We start from the raw sequence: 14200 nt of genomic DNA on the forward strand, positions 1-14200 counted from the left end.
GGCTACGCCTTATCCGGCCTACGTGTCACGTAATCTGTAGGTCGGATAAGGCGTAGCCGCCATCCGACAGGGAATATTGTGATGGCGAATCATCTGGTCCTTCTGAAATCAGACTTCTTTGCGCATGAGCAGCAGGCTGTGGCCGTGGCTGACCGTTATCCGCAGGATGTCTTTGCTGAGCATACCCACGAGTTTTGCGAGCTGGTCATGGTCTGGCGCGGTAATGGTCTGCATGTCCTTAACGATCGCCCGTACCGGATAACCCGTGGCGATCTGTTTTACATTCGCGCCGAAGATAAACACTCCTACACCTCCGTGAACGACCTGGTGTTGCAAAATATCATCTACTGCCCGGAGCGGTTGACGCTGAATGTTGACTGGCAAGGGGCGATCCCCGGATTTAACGGTACGCCGAGGCAGCCGCATTGGCGACTCGGTAGCGTTGGCATGAGCCAGGTCCGACAGGTGATAAGCCAGCTTGAACATGAAAGTAATCAACGTGATGCACAGGCTTTTACCATGGCTGAGCTGCTGTTCGGGCAACTGGTGACACACCTTAAGCGGCATCGTTATGCCACGGATACGCTCCCGGCGACCTCCAGTGAAACGCTGTTGGATAAACTGATCACCGCGTTAGCCGGTAGCCATGAGCATGCGTTTGAACTGGATACGTTTTGCGAGCGCGAACAATGCAGCGAGCGCGTTTTGCGCCAGCAGTTTCGCAGCCAGACCGGGATGACCATCAACCAGTATCTCCGCCAGGTGCGGGTTTGCCATGCGCAGTATCTGCTCAAACATAGTCGGTTGATGATTAGCGAGATTTCCATGCGCTGCGGCTTTGAGGACAGTAACTACTTTTCGGTGGTATTTACGCGGGAAACCGGGATGACGCCGAGCCAGTGGCGTCATCTCAGTACTCAGCATGCTTAGCTGGCCATTCCCAGACCGACAATGTTTGCCGCGACAATGATCACTACGCAGCCGAGGCTTAGCACGCTGACCGGACGACGACCCGCGTTTTTCCACTCTTTCAATACCAGACCGACAATCCCGCCGCACAGAACATAGAAGCTCATGTGCAGCATCCAGCTTACATAGTCATACTGCGCCGGAATACGTGCGTGGCCCCAGGCGTAGAAGAAGAATTGTAGATACCACATCAAGCCACCAAGCGCAGAGAGCAGCACGTTGGTGATAATCAGCGGTTTGGCTAACGAGAAGTCGGCTTTTATCGACAAGTTCTTCACTTTTGCCAGACGAATGAAGCAGAAGCCCAGGTTAACAAGCGCGCCACCGCCCATAATGACCACATAGCTAGGCAGGGCGACATACAGCGGATCGACGCCCAACGCGGCGGCGGCATCGTGCATCGGTTTCGCCGCGTTCATCGCAAAGGACATCCCGGCGGAGAAAATACCGCACATGACGGCCAGAACCAGACCTTTTTTCAGGTTGAAATCTTCCGCTTTGATGCCCATTTTGCGTTCTTTTAACTGACCGGCGCGGGTAACAATGCCTACGCCAATCAGCGCGACCAGTACGCCAAGCAGCGTCATGCGGCCACCAGAGGTATTGATCAGTACATCAAAATTGCCGTTGATAATCGGGGTCATCAGCGTGCCGACAATCAGCGTAATACCTATCGCAATCCCGATACCCATCGACATACCGAGATAGCGCATGGTCAGGCCATAGTTGATATTGCCAATCCCCCACATTGCACCAAACAGAAATACCGGCGCCAGCGTGGAGAGGCTGAAGGAGCTGAAGTAGGCCCAGAAATCGGGAAGTAACATGGCGCTGATGGTCCACGGCAGGATTATCCAGGAGACGATCCCGCCAACCGACCACATCGTTTCCCATGACCAATGTTTGACTTGCTTGAACGGGGCATAGAAACAGGCGGCACTGGCTGCCCCTATCAAATGCCAAAAGATACCCATCGTAATCGCGTTACTCATGACTTAATCCTCGTTATTTTTTATCGTCGGTAATGACCCCTCCGACCTAACGAGTTTAAAAATTACGCAGGTGGTTAACCTTTTGACGATTGCCGCCCTTTTGCGCATGTTGGCAATTATCACGTTAAGTGGGTGATTCGGCTCACATCTTTAACAATGGGTTTGATTCATTAAGACCCTGTAAAAAGTACGGCATTGATAATCATTTTCAATATCATTTAATTAACTATAATGACCCAACTGCTTACGCGGCGTTAACACTGGCCGCCCGACAATACTGGAGATGATTATGAGTTATACACTGCCATCCCTGCCGTACGCTTATGATGCCCTTGAACCGCACTTCGATAAGCAGACGATGGAAATTCACCACACCAAACACCACCAGGCTTACGTAAACAACGCCAACGCTGCGCTGGAAAGCCTGCCTGAATTCGCCAGCCTGTCCGTTGAAGAGCTGATCACCAAACTGGATCAACTGCCAGCAGACAAGAAAACCGTACTGCGTAACAACGCGGGCGGTCACGCTAACCACAGCCTGTTCTGGAAAGGCCTGAAAACCGGTACTACGCTGCAGGGCGACCTGAAAGCGGCTATCGAACGTGACTTCGGCTCCGTTGACAACTTCAAAGCTGAATTTGAAAAAGCAGCGGCAACCCGCTTTGGCTCCGGCTGGGCGTGGCTGGTTCTGAAAGGTGACAAACTGGCTGTTGTTTCCACCGCCAACCAGGATTCCCCGCTGATGGGTGAAGCTATCTCTGGCGCTTCCGGTTTCCCAATCGTGGGCCTGGACGTTTGGGAACACGCTTACTACCTGAAATTCCAGAACCGTCGCCCGGACTACATCAAAGAGTTCTGGAACGTCGTGAACTGGGACGAAGCTGCCGCGCGTTTCGCAGCAAAAAAATAAGTTCTACGCTTTAACAAAGCCCTGCAAGCGATGCTTGTGGGGTTTTTTTGTGATCAAACTCAATATAAAAACAATGATCCACTTAAATTGAAACAAGGTTTTATTATGCGAGTGGGATCACTTTTATAGTCTCTATGAATGTCTATCTTCTTTTCATCAAGACGGGCGCATCTCAAAGCAAGATGCAATCGCCCATAAAAATTGCCCCATTTTTATGTCTACAGGTGATGGAAATGCAGATCAAACGTACGATAGAGAAAATCCCAGGCGGTATGATGCTGGTGCCGCTTTTCCTGGGCGCGTTGTGTCATACCTTTTCCCCCGGCGCCGGGAAATATTTCGGTTCTTTTACCAACGGTATGATCACCGGTACCGTGCCTATCCTGGCAGTCTGGTTCTTTTGCATGGGGGCGTCGATCAAGCTAAGCGCCACCGGCACCGTGCTGCGTAAATCAGGTACGTTAGTCATCACCAAGATTCTGGTGGCGTGGGTGGTTGCAGCGATTGCTTCACGCATTCTGCCGGAACATGGTGTAGAGGTCGGATTCTTCGCTGGGTTGTCTACGCTGGCGCTGGTGGCCGCGATGGATATGACCAACGGCGGGCTGTATGCCTCGATTATGCAGCAGTACGGCACCAAAGAAGAGGCCGGGGCGTTTGTCCTGATGTCGCTGGAGTCTGGCCCGCTGATGACCATGGTGATTCTGGGAACCGCCGGGATCGCGTCGTTTGAACCACACGTATTTGTTGGTGCGGTATTGCCGTTCCTGATTGGCTTTGCGCTGGGGAATCTGGACCCTGAACTGCGGGAGTTCTTCAGCAAAGTGGTGCAGACGCTGATCCCGTTCTTTGCCTTCGCATTAGGTAACACCATTGATTTGAGCGTGATTGCGCAGACCGGCGTGCTGGGTATTCTGCTGGGCGTGGCGGTGATTATAATCACTGGTATTCCATTGATTATCGCCGATAAACTGATTGGTGGTGGCGATGGTACGGCGGGGATTGCCGCTTCCAGTTCTGCGGGGGCGGCGGTTGCTACGCCTGTGCTGATTGCTGAAATGGTTCCGGCATTTAAACCGATGGCACCGGCAGCAACTTCCCTGGTCTCCACGTCGGTGATTGTGACCTCCATTCTGGTGCCGATTATCACGTCTATCTGGTCGAAAAGGGCCAAAGCAAGGGCGGCAGAAATTGATATTCGTGGCACCGTGAAGTAAGTCTCTTCAGCCGGATGGTCTGCACCATCCGGCTTAATTATTTACCCTTTGACGACAAACACCTCATCGATTGTTCGACACTCACTCTCGTTCAACTCTCCACCGGCATTACGTGACACGCCGGTACAATAGCCAAACTTACGCGATACCACGGTTTTGATGGTGGTGACAAAATCTTCGCCGATGGCATAGATGGACATGTAGGTGCCAATCTGGTCCTGAATATCGCGAAGTGCTGCCAGGTCGCCCTGTTTAAACGCTTCCCGCGCGCTGACAAACAGTTCCGGCATGACGTTGTTCAACCCTGAAATTATCCCCGCGCCACCTGCTAACAGGTTGGGAATGTAGTATTCGTCATAGCCGGACAGCACGGCAAAATCCTCCCGCACGGCGCGGGTGGTCTGAATCATACTGCGGGTATGGGACTGGCAGTCGACGGTGTCTTTAATGCCAGCGAAATTCGGGAACTCGGCGGCGAGGGTGGCTACCAGTTCGGGGGTTAAATCGCAGCCGGTGCGTGCCGGGAAGTTATAAGCAAACCATTTGCCGCTGAGTGTCTGCCCCAACTGACGGAAGTAGCTCAGCAGCTGTTTCGCCGTTTGTCCGTAGTAGTAGGGCGGCAGGATCATCACGGCATCGTAACCTGAGCGATACGCTTCCTGCGCCATCAATAAAACATCATTCTGGCAGGTGGATGAGACGTTGGCGACCATCTTCAGCGAGCTCATGGCGCGGGCCTCGCGGATCAGCAGCAGTCTTTCTTCGAGCGTGAAGGAGGCAAATTCCCCGATGCTGCCCATCAGCAAAATCACGTCGATTTTGGCCTCGGTAAGGCGTTTGAGATGTTGGCTTAGACCGTTGAGATCGATCTTGCCATCATTGTCCATTGGCGTAATGGAAGGACACCAGACGCCAGCAAATTGCGATTGACCAGTCACGTTGTCGACTCCTTATTTGAAATGATGTTTCAAAACCAGATTACATTGATAGCATGTGTCCCTAAGTTTCATGTGAACCGTGCTCTCATTTTGAGCGACTGGGGTAAAATAAATGTGGTGTAATGGGGGAAATTTATCGGGAGAGGGAACAGATGCGATATCCGGTCGATGTTTTTACAGGCAAAGTTCGGGACTACACGGGAAGCCGTCCCAGCGCGATTGCTAAAGTCCAGATTGACGGTGAGTTGATGCTGACCGAACTGGGGCTGACGGGGGATGAACAAGCGGAAACGAAAATTCACGGCGGGCCGGATCGCGCGCTGTGTCACTATCCGCGTGAACACTATCAGCACTGGAGACAAGCGTTTCCGGAGCAGGCGGAGCTATTTGTCGCCCCCGCGTTTGGTGAGAACCTCTCTACTGAGGGGCTGACTGAAGATAATGTGTATATTGGCGACATTTTCCAGTGGGGAGAGGCGCTGATTCAGGTCACGCAGCCGCGCTCGCCGTGCTTTAAGCTGAATTTCCATTTTGGCATCAGCGATATGGCCAGCCAGATGCAGGATGCGGGCAAGACGGGCTGGCTGTGTAGCGTCATCGCGCCTGGTCAGGTGTCAGCAGACGCGCCGTTGATCCTGGCGTCACGCGTGAGCGACGTCAGCGTGCGGGAGGCCATTGCTATCGCCTGGCATATGCCGTTTGATGATTCGCAATATCACCGTTTACTGTCGGCTGCTGGGTTATCAAAAAGCTGGACCAGAACGATGCAAAAGCGCCGTTTAAGCGGCAAGATCGAAGACAATTCCCGCCGTTTGTGGGGAAAATAAACCTACCTTCATCTGGCAGTTAAATCAGGTGGAGACACCTGATTTACCTCTCCCCCGTGCTTCATCCCCCCTGTGTACCAAACCGGGCAAAAACCTGACGGTCACGGTTTGCTTCAAAGCCATTCTTGATACCTGGTCCACAAAAAGAAACTCTGCGTTGAAAAAAAACTTGAGTATTTCCTGCACTCAAATATCTTAGCTTCAAATTGGTTTAAACCAGATGAGCGAAATGAAAAAGAAAAACAATGTTGATGTGCTCAGAGAGCGCTTTGAAAGCTGGTTAAACGAGAATAATTTGCCAGCGGGCTCCAAATTGCCTTCGGAGAGAGAGCTATGTGAGCTGCTGGATGCAAAGCGTATGACCTTACGTCAGGTTCTGATCGAGCTGGAGATTGATGCACGTATTTTCCGCAAGAACCGTAGCGGGTGGTTTATTTCATCGAAGCGATTCATTTATAACCCGAAATCACTTTCCAGCTTCAATGCCGAGGCCTGTGCCCAGGGGCGTAAACCTTTTTGGGATTATTTGACCAAGGAAACGATTGAGACGGTTCCGCACCATGTTGAGGATGTTTTTCTCTCCTCCGGCGATCGCTATTTAGTTACCGGCTGGTGTGGTCTTGATTCGCATAAAGTGTTTTACCATGAATCCTATATTGATGCCGATGTTGCGCCAGGATTCATAAACAAACTTGGCAATCAGTCTTTTGCCAGCGTCTGGGAAGATGCGTTTGGTCATGTATTAAATATCAAAGAAATGATTTTTAAACCGGTCAACATGCCGGAAGTGGCCTGTAAAGAACTGGGCGTTGCGCCAAATACTTATGGAATTTTAGTAGAAAAACATCGGGCAACCCGAGATAAAAAAGTGGTTCAGGTTGATTTTGAATACTGGCGACTTGAATCAGTGGAACTTGTTATTCGTGATGAATGAGAAAACTATGGGAAAATATAACCAGGAACTTCTCGCTGAACGCGCGAGAAATATACCGCTGTACCTACATGCTTATGCCTTTCATCTGAATATGCGCTATGAGAGAGTCCTTCCTGGCGATCTTCTGGATATTGCATATCAGCAAAAATTAAAAGGTGTAAAAATACATGTTGAGGATGGTGAATCCCAGTCACTGCAGAAACTAAACGATCGACAGTTACACGATTTTAAAGAAAAGGCCAAAAAATATAATTTGGATGTGCATATCGAAACGAGCGCATCGGACAAGGCGACGTTGACGGATGCGATCCGTATTGCCGTGGCAACTGGCGCAACGTCAGTTCGTTTCTACCCGCGCTATGAAGGGCATCTCAACGATGTTATGGCGAAGATCGCCAATGATATTGCGTGGTTGTCTCAGTATGATGATTGCGGCCTAAGCTTTACCATCGAACAGCATGAAGATCTGCAAGGCCATGAGCTGGTGACGCTGGTTAAGAATAGTGGAATGAAGAATCTCTCTATTCTGTTTGATTTTGGCAACATGATTAATGCCAATGAGCAGCCGCTTTCTGCGTTAGAGGTTATGTCTCCTCTGATCACTCAGGTACATATCAAAGACGCTAAAATTATTAAAGAAGGTAAAGGCTGGGGGCATGAGGCTTGTCGTTCTGGATACGGCGACTTACCCATGGAAGAGATGCTCAAAGCATTATTACTCTTAGGTGAAGATAAACCGCAAGTACATGCTTTTGGTCTGGAAGAAGAGGTTGAATATTATGCACCGGCATTTCGTTTCGATGATGAAGGTGATAATCCCTGGATCCCATGGCGCGATGCAAGTTATACGCCGCTACCTGACGCTGACATGATTGATGCGCGACTGGCGCAGGAAAAAGAACATGCTCTGGCTCAAATAAAATATATTCGTGACTTGTGTAATAAATTTATAGGTAATCAATAACTTTTTAAAATTTTACTAAATGCGAAAAGGGTTATGAAAATAACTCTACAATTTTATTAACTATATAATTTAATCTGGATATTTCTCTCAACAAGCAATGAGGGTTTACTCATGTTCATGAATAAATGGGCAAGGCTTTGTTTTTTGATTTTAGGCGGCGGCACAATATTCAAACTTTCAAGTATGAAAGATGTTTTCTATGTGCCAATGCAAAATGACTGGGGTTTAACCAATACGCAGATTGGCTTAAGCTTTACGGTTTATACGATTGTTCAGACAACCGGACTGTTTCTTTCGCTCTATATTGCAGACCGTTATTCTAAGAAAATATTATTACCCTTTGGTCTGATCGGCGTAGGGCTTTGCGGTTTATATCTGGCAACGCTACCGTCATTTACCGGTTATCTCATTTGCTTTGCCGCAATGGCGTTCTTTGCCGATGTGGTGTATTGGCCGGTATTGCTGAAAGCCGTTCGTTTGCTGGGAACGAAAGAAGAACAAGGACGCATGTTCGGCTTTTTAGAAGCCGGACGTGGCGTGGTGGATGTTATCGTTGCATCTGGCGCTCTGTTTGTCTTCGTTCAGTTTGGTGAAGGTAAAGCGGGGATGCAGGCGGGCCTGTTGTTCTATACGGTAATTACGCTTGTGGCAGGTATTGTGACGTACTTTATTGTCGATGATGACAAAGTGAAAGGCGGCGAGAAAACCAGTGCCAACATGGAAGTGTTAAAGGGTATCAAACATGTTTTGTCCTGCCCTAATGTTTGGCTGGCTTCTTTAGGTATTTTCTTCGTTTATGCCGCGTACTGTGGACTGACTTACTTTATTCCGTTCTTAAAAGATATCTATATGCTGCCGGTAGCTCTCGTCGGTGCGTACGGCATCATCAACCAGTATGCGTTAAAAATGGTAGGTGGGCCGATTGGTGGAATGTTGGCAGATAAAGTTGCTAAATCACCGACAGTGTATCTGAAGTGGACGTTCCTGATCTCTGCTGTGGCGATGCTTGTGTTCATGCAGTTACCGCATCAAACAATGAACGTGTATATCGGTATGGCGGCGACATTAGGGTTCGGAGCGATTATCTTCTCACAGCGCGCCATTTTCTTCGCGCCGATGGATGAGATCGGTACCCCACGTGAGTATGCGGGCTCGGCAATGGCATTTGGTTGCATCATCGGTTATATGCCAGCGATGTTTGCGTACACGTTGTACGGCTATTTGCTGGATACCAATAGCGGCATCACTGGCTACAACTATGTCTTTAGCGTGATGATTGCGTTCAGCTTAATGGGCTTTATCTGCTCGACCATTCTGGTGAAGCGAATTAAAAAGCAAAAGCTAGCGGCTGCGGCTGCGGCGGCATAACGTAAATGCTTCCCCGGTAATTATGTCGTACCGGGGAAGCCTGTTAAGCGCGTTTATACAGCGGCAACCAAATCACCAGCCGTAAACCACCCAGTGGGCTGTCTTCGGCCTTTACCCAGCCACGATGCTGCTGAATTGCGGTTTCAACAATCGCCAGACCCAGACCTGTTCCGCCAGACTCGCGATCGCGCGCCTCATCGGTACGATAGAACGGACGGAAAATCTGTTCTCTGTCTTCAGGGCTAACGCCTGGGCCATCGTCGTCCACGGTGATGGTAATCCCGTCGATATCCACCGCGAAGCCAACTTCAATCTTCGTATGTGAATAGCGCAGGGCATTGCGCACAATGTTTTCCAGCGCACTTTCCAACGCATTTGGGTTACCGTACAGCGGCCACGGACCCGGCGGGAAATTCACCGTGAGTGATTTACCCATCTGCTCAGCTTCAAAGGCGGCGTTATCCAACACTTCACCCCAAAGCTGATTAGCTTTCACTGTTTCGCTGACCAGCGCGTTTTTCTGCTGATTACGTGACATCACCAGCAGGTCGTTGATCATGCTGTCCAGTCGGTGAGCTTCTGTTTCAATGCGCTCCAGCTCTTTGCTCTCACCGCTACGACGGCGCAGCAGAGCGGTGCCCAGTTGCAGACGCGTTAGCGGTGTTCTCAGCTCGTGAGAGATGTCCGACAGCAGGCGTTGCTGTGTGGTCATCATCCGTTCCAGCGCCGTCACCATCTGGTTAAAGCTTGCGCCTGCCGCCAGGAACTCCTGCGGACCGGCTTCCAGCTCCGGATGCTGACGCAGGTTACCCTGAGCTACTTCATCCGCCGCGTTTTTCAACTTACGCGCCGGTTTCGCCAGACTCCAGGCAAGCCAAAGCAATAGCGGTGAGCTGACTAACATGGTGACGATCAGCAACAACAGCGGTCGGTCGAACAGCAGGTTGATAAAGTCAGATTGTGAGCTGCTGGCAGGTCGTATGAGATACAACTGGTAGTTATCTTCACCGTCTCTGACGGAGAAAGGCCCGACCATCTCAACGCGACCGTATTTTTTCTTTTGCGGATGGTCGGCGTTATCGGCCTGACCAATAAAGTTACGAATGATCTGCATTTCGTTGCGTTCTGCGCCGATCACGCGTCCTTCCGTCGTAACAAGTAATAACCGCTGTCCTGGCGGCGCCCACTTGTCTATCGCCCGAAACAAGCGACGCCACCACATCAAATCATTGGGTGGATCGTTCGCCAGTTCAGCTTCAACGTGTTGCTCAATCATTAACCCCTGGCGCTGCTCGCTGTCCAGTAGCTCGGTCATCTGGCGTGAGTCGAGCTTGGGTAACATCAGTACCAACATCAACACCAGTGCCAGCGTCAACCAGAAGATGGCAAAGATGCGTGCGGTTAAGCTCCCTATCATGAAGCGGAGACCATCAGGTAGCCGCGACCACGCAGGGTTTTAAACCACGGGTGTCCGTCTTTACGCTCTGGCAGCTTACGACGCAGGTTCGAGATATGCATGTCGATCGCGCGATCGAAAGGCGTCAGGCGTTTGCCCAGCACTTCCTGGCTCAGGTGCTCACGCGAAACCACCTGACCGAGATGCTGAGCCAGCAAATAGAGCAGGGTGAATTCGGTGCCGGTTAACTCCAGAATTTGCCCGTCAAAGCTGGCTTCCTGGCGACCCGGATTAAGGCTTAACGCATCAACTTCCAGCGTCGGCGAGCCGTTATCGCTGTTCTGCTGCTGTTCGCTCCAGTGTGAGCGACGCAGAATAGCGCGGATGCGCGCGACCAGTTCACGGTCGTTAAACGGTTTAGGTAAATAGTCGTCCGCGCCCAGCTCAAGGCCAAGTACGCGATCCAATTCGCTGCCGCGAGCGGTCAGCATGATTACGGGTGTCTGGTGTGTCTGACGAAGTGCTTTCAGCGTATCAATGCCGTTTTTCTTCGGCATCATGACGTCGAGCAAAAGTAAATCGATGCTGTCATCCAGAAGCTCAAGCGCCTGTTCCCCATCATAGGCAACCAGCACATCGAAACCTTCCATTTCGAGCAACTCCTTTAACAGGGAAGTCAGCTCTCGGTCATCATCAACTAACAGGATTTTATTCATTGTTTACGTACCTCCGAGGCAGAAATTACGTCATCAGGCGTCGCTAATCTATGACTTTACGTTGTTTTACACCCCCTGACGCATGTTTGCAGCCCGAATCGTAAACTGTCTCTCGTTGAATCGCGACAGAAAAGATTTTGGGAGCAAGTGATGGGCAAAGTTACCGCTGCCGTCATGGCCTCAACGCTGGCACTCAGTACATTTAGCCATGCAGCTGAAGTCGTCACAGGCGATCACTGGCACCTGGGTGAAGGCTCATCGCAACGCAGCGTTCAGAGCCACATGTTTGACGGTATCAGTTTAACCGAACATCAACGTCAACAGATGCGAGATTTAATGCAGCAGGCAAGACACGAACAGCCTCCTGTTAATGTTAGCGAAATGGAGACAATGCATCGCCTTGTCACCGCAGAGAAATTTGATGAAAGCGCAGTGCGCGCTCAGGCAGAAAGAATGGCGCAAGAACAGGTTGCCCGCCAGGTTGAAATAGCCAGGATCCGCAATCAGATGTATCGCCTGTTAACGCCAGAGCAGCAAGCGGTTTTAAATGAGAAACATGAACAACGAATGGAGCAACTGCGCGATGTAGCGCACTGGAAAAAAAGCTCATCGTTGAATTTATTGAGTAGTAGCAACTCACGTTCCCAGTAGTAACCCTGTTTTCCTTGCCATAGACACCATCCCTGTCTTCCCCCACATGATGTGGGGGTTTTTTTTGCCCAAAATTTGTCCCTCGGTTATTGCCTGACTGTTTTACTTCATCCGTTATACTAGCGGCATATCCTGGCAGGAGTGTTTATGAATCAAACCTATGGGCGGCTAGTGAGCCGGGCGGCAATCGCGGCAACCGTGATGGCATCGCTGTTACTTTTGATCAAAATTTTTGCGTGGTGGTACACCGGATCGGTCAGTATTCTGGCTGCACTGGTGGATTCTCTGGTGGACATCGCGGCGTCGTTAACCAACCTGTTGGTGGTGCGCTATTCGCTGCAGCCCGCCGATGATGAGCATACGTTCGGACACGGAAAAGCGGAATCGCTGGCGGCGCTGGCGCAAAGCATGTTTATTTCTGGTTCGGCGCTGTTTTTATTCCTGACCGGGATTCAGCATCTCATCCAACCCACGCCGATGAAAGATCCGGGCGTTGGGGTGGTTGTCACCATCATTGCGTTAGTGTGTACAATCATTCTGGTCTCGTTTCAGCGCTGGGTAGTGAAGCGTACGCAAAGTCAGGCCGTTCGGGCAGATATGCTTCATTATCAGTCTGATGTTATGATGAACGGTGCGATTCTCATTGCGCTCGGACTGGCATGGTATGGCTGGCATCGTGCAGATGCCTTGTTTGCGCTCGGGATTGGCATCTATATTTTATATAGCGCATTACGCATGGGGTATGAGGCAGTGCAATCTTTGCTGGATCGCGCTTTACCCGATGAGGAACGTCAGGAAATTATTGATATCGTGACGTCATGGCCTGGAGTCAGCGGCGCTCACGATCTTCGCACGCGGCAGTCAGGGCCGACCCGCTTTATTCAGATTCATTTGGAAATGGAAGATAATCTGCCGCTCGTTCAGGCGCATTTAGTGGCTGAACAGGTTGAGCAGGCAATTTTACGGCGTTTCCCGGGATCGGATGTCATCATTCATCAGGATCCCTGTTCAGTCGTACCCAAGGAAGGCAAGATGTTTGAGCTTTCATAATTCGTTGTAAAAAAAGTGAACCGGGCCAGCATTTTGTGTATAAATTACCACCATTTGGCCTGACCTGAATCAATTCAGCAGGAAGTGATTGTTATACTATCTGCATATTCGTTGGATCGTTTCGATATGCGGAATCGACTTCCGGCAGCAGATTTCATTTTGCATTCCAAAGTTCAGAGGTAGTCATGATTAAGAAAATCGGTGTGTTGACAAGCGGCGGTGATGCGCCGGGCATGAACGCAGCAATCCGTGGTGTTGTACGTGCAGCGTTGACGGAAGGGCTGGAAGTCATGGGGATCCATGATGGCTACCTGGGTTTGTATGAAGACCGTATGGTCCAGCTTGACCGCTACAGCGTGTCCGACATGATCAACCGTGGCGGTACTTTCCTCGGTTCTGCTCGCTTCCCGGAATTCCGTGATGAAAACGTACGTGCGGTGGCGATCGAAAACCTGAAGAAGCGTGGCATCGACGCCCTGGTTGTTATCGGGGGTGACGGTTCTTACATGGGTGCAAAACGCCTGACTGAAATGGGCTTCCCATGCATCGGTCTGCCGGGCACTATCGATAATGATATCAAAGGTACCGACTACACCATCGGTTACTTCACCGCTCTGGGTACCGTTGTCGAAGCGATTGACCGTCTGCGTGATACCTCTTCTTCTCACCAGCGTATTTCTATCGTTGAAGTGATGGGCCGCTACTGTGGTGACCTGACCCTGGCAGCAGCGATTGCCGGTGGCTGTGAGTTCGTGGTGGTTCCGGAAGTGGAATTCAGCCGTGACGATTTGGTTACTGAAATCAAAGCGGGCATCGCGAAAGGTAAAAAACACGCAATCGTAGCGATCACTGAACACATGTGTGACGTTGACGAACTGGCGCATTACATTGAGAAAGAAACGGGTCGTGAAACGCGTGCAACCGTACTGGGTCACATTCAGCGTGGTGGTTCCCCGGTTCCTTACGACCGTATCCTGGCATCCCGTATGGGCGCCTATGCCATTGAACTTCTGCTGGAAGGTCACGGCGGTCGCTGCGTAGGTATTCAGAACGAGCAGCTGGTTCACCACGACATCATCGACGCTATCGAAAACATGAAGCGTCCGTTCAAAGGTGACTGGCTGGACTGCGCGAAAAAACTGTACTAATTGCAATTGCCGGATGGCGGCTTGCGCCTTATCCGGCCTACATGATGCAAATCGTAGGCCTGATAAGCGTAGCGCCATCAGGCAAAAACTCGACTCCATATATTCCCCCAAGTTATAGCA

14 protein-coding genes are annotated in these 14200 nt (G+C 50.6%); 10 read left to right on the top strand and 4 right to left on the bottom strand.

Annotated elements, in window-relative coordinates; translation table 11 throughout:
* The first annotated feature begins 81 nt into the window (after positions 1–81).
* Positions 82–930: an HTH-type transcriptional activator RhaR gene (gene rhaR / locus ACHHZ7_RS17170; protein WP_008787014.1), complete on the top strand. Its 849-nt coding sequence runs from the start codon at positions 82–84 to the stop codon at positions 928–930.
* On the opposite strand, the gene rhaT is transcribed toward rhaR, so the two are convergent.
* A complete protein-coding gene (gene rhaT / locus ACHHZ7_RS17175) occupies positions 927–1961 on the bottom strand; it encodes an L-rhamnose/proton symporter RhaT (protein ID WP_003825242.1) in 1035 nt (344 codons plus the stop codon). The genes rhaR and rhaT overlap by 4 nt on opposite strands.
* A 289-nt stretch (positions 1962–2250) precedes the next feature.
* Here rhaT and sodA point away from each other — a divergent pair, with 289 nt between their 5' ends.
* Complete coding sequence (gene sodA, locus ACHHZ7_RS17180) at positions 2251–2871, top strand: superoxide dismutase [Mn] (RefSeq protein WP_003825239.1); 621 nt, start codon at positions 2251–2253, stop codon at positions 2869–2871.
* A gap of 233 nt (positions 2872–3104) precedes the next feature.
* Entirely contained in the window at positions 3105–4088 is a 984-nt protein-coding gene (kdgT, locus tag ACHHZ7_RS17185; RefSeq protein ID WP_395149131.1) for a 2-keto-3-deoxygluconate transporter, read from the top strand.
* Positions 4089–4129: 41 nt separating this feature from the next.
* Here the strand turns inward: kdgT and ACHHZ7_RS17190 are convergent, their stop codons facing one another.
* Positions 4130–5026: a dihydrodipicolinate synthase family protein gene (locus ACHHZ7_RS17190; RefSeq protein ID WP_060683052.1), complete on the bottom strand. Its 897-nt coding sequence runs from the start codon at positions 5024–5026 to the stop codon at positions 4130–4132.
* 152 nt (positions 5027–5178) lie between these two features.
* Here ACHHZ7_RS17190 and yiiM point away from each other — a divergent pair, with 152 nt between their 5' ends.
* The 4 genes from yiiM to ACHHZ7_RS17210 all read left to right on the top strand — a co-directional run bounded on the left by yiiM (position 5179) and on the right by ACHHZ7_RS17210 (position 9119).
* Positions 5179–5853, top strand: coding sequence for a 6-hydroxyaminopurine reductase (yiiM, locus tag ACHHZ7_RS17195; protein ID WP_020996113.1), 675 nt, complete (start codon positions 5179–5181; stop codon positions 5851–5853).
* A gap of 229 nt (positions 5854–6082) precedes the next feature.
* Complete coding sequence (locus tag ACHHZ7_RS17200; protein ID WP_060683053.1) at positions 6083–6787, top strand: GntR family transcriptional regulator; 705 nt, start codon at positions 6083–6085, stop codon at positions 6785–6787.
* A gap of 7 nt (positions 6788–6794) precedes the next feature.
* A complete protein-coding gene (locus ACHHZ7_RS17205; RefSeq protein ID WP_060683767.1) occupies positions 6795–7751 on the top strand; it encodes a sugar phosphate isomerase/epimerase in 957 nt (318 codons plus the stop codon).
* Between the two features lie 117 nt (positions 7752–7868).
* Positions 7869–9119, top strand: coding sequence for an MFS transporter (locus tag ACHHZ7_RS17210; RefSeq protein ID WP_095533158.1), 1251 nt, complete (start codon positions 7869–7871; stop codon positions 9117–9119).
* Positions 9120–9162: 43 nt separating this feature from the next.
* Here ACHHZ7_RS17210 and cpxA read toward each other — a convergent pair whose 3' ends face one another.
* Together cpxA and cpxR are read right to left on the bottom strand one after the other, a co-directional pair.
* Positions 9163–10536, bottom strand: a complete 1374-nt coding sequence (cpxA, locus tag ACHHZ7_RS17215) for an envelope stress sensor histidine kinase CpxA (protein WP_003028758.1) — start codon at positions 10534–10536, stop codon at positions 9163–9165.
* On the bottom strand, positions 10533–11231 hold the full coding sequence (cpxR, locus tag ACHHZ7_RS17220) for an envelope stress response regulator transcription factor CpxR (protein WP_003028763.1): 699 nt from the start codon (positions 11229–11231) through the stop codon (positions 10533–10535). The genes cpxA and cpxR overlap by 4 nt, the downstream gene beginning before the upstream one ends.
* 150 nt (positions 11232–11381) lie before the next feature.
* Between cpxR and cpxP the strand changes: the two genes are divergently transcribed.
* The 3 genes from cpxP (at position 11382) to pfkA (ending at position 14080) form a co-directional block, all read left to right on the top strand.
* The gene (cpxP, locus tag ACHHZ7_RS17225) at positions 11382–11882 is read left to right on the top strand and encodes a cell-envelope stress modulator CpxP (RefSeq protein ID WP_008787022.1); all 501 of its coding nucleotides are present in this window, start codon (positions 11382–11384) and stop codon (positions 11880–11882) included.
* 147 nt (positions 11883–12029) lie between these two features.
* Positions 12030–12932: a CDF family cation-efflux transporter FieF gene (gene fieF / locus ACHHZ7_RS17230; protein WP_003825216.1), complete on the top strand. Its 903-nt coding sequence runs from the start codon at positions 12030–12032 to the stop codon at positions 12930–12932.
* A gap of 185 nt (positions 12933–13117) precedes the next feature.
* On the top strand, positions 13118–14080 hold the full coding sequence (gene pfkA / locus ACHHZ7_RS17235; RefSeq protein ID WP_003825214.1) for a 6-phosphofructokinase: 963 nt from the start codon (positions 13118–13120) through the stop codon (positions 14078–14080).
* Positions 14081–14200 lie beyond the last annotated feature (120 nt).

This window comes from Citrobacter freundii complex sp. 2024EL-00216, from assembly GCF_043945515.1.
GTDB classification, from domain to species: Bacteria; Pseudomonadota; Gammaproteobacteria; order Enterobacterales; family Enterobacteriaceae; genus Citrobacter; species Citrobacter portucalensis.

Bases quoted from the DNA above. Each gene is read 5' to 3' on its own strand.
- rhaR (WP_008787014.1), top strand. From the start codon at position 82: ATGGCGAATCATCTGGTCCTTCTGAAATCAGACTTCTTTGCGCATGAG.
- rhaT (WP_003825242.1), bottom strand. From the start codon at position 1,961: ATGAGTAACGCGATTACGATGGGTATCTTTTGGCATTTGATAGGGGCA.
- sodA (WP_003825239.1), top strand. From the start codon at position 2,251: ATGAGTTATACACTGCCATCCCTGCCGTACGCTTATGATGCCCTTGAA.
- kdgT (WP_395149131.1), top strand. From the start codon at position 3,105: ATGCAGATCAAACGTACGATAGAGAAAATCCCAGGCGGTATGATGCTG.
- yiiM (WP_020996113.1), top strand. From the start codon at position 5,179: ATGCGATATCCGGTCGATGTTTTTACAGGCAAAGTTCGGGACTACACG.
- ACHHZ7_RS17200 (WP_060683053.1), top strand. From the start codon at position 6,083: ATGAAAAAGAAAAACAATGTTGATGTGCTCAGAGAGCGCTTTGAAAGC.
- ACHHZ7_RS17205 (WP_060683767.1), top strand. From the start codon at position 6,795: ATGGGAAAATATAACCAGGAACTTCTCGCTGAACGCGCGAGAAATATA.
- ACHHZ7_RS17210 (WP_095533158.1), top strand. From the start codon at position 7,869: ATGAATAAATGGGCAAGGCTTTGTTTTTTGATTTTAGGCGGCGGCACA.
- cpxA (WP_003028758.1), bottom strand. From the start codon at position 10,536: ATGATAGGGAGCTTAACCGCACGCATCTTTGCCATCTTCTGGTTGACG.
- cpxR (WP_003028763.1), bottom strand. From the start codon at position 11,231: ATGAATAAAATCCTGTTAGTTGATGATGACCGAGAGCTGACTTCCCTG.
- cpxP (WP_008787022.1), top strand. From the start codon at position 11,382: ATGGGCAAAGTTACCGCTGCCGTCATGGCCTCAACGCTGGCACTCAGT.
- fieF (WP_003825216.1), top strand. From the start codon at position 12,030: ATGAATCAAACCTATGGGCGGCTAGTGAGCCGGGCGGCAATCGCGGCA.
- pfkA (WP_003825214.1), top strand. From the start codon at position 13,118: ATGATTAAGAAAATCGGTGTGTTGACAAGCGGCGGTGATGCGCCGGGC.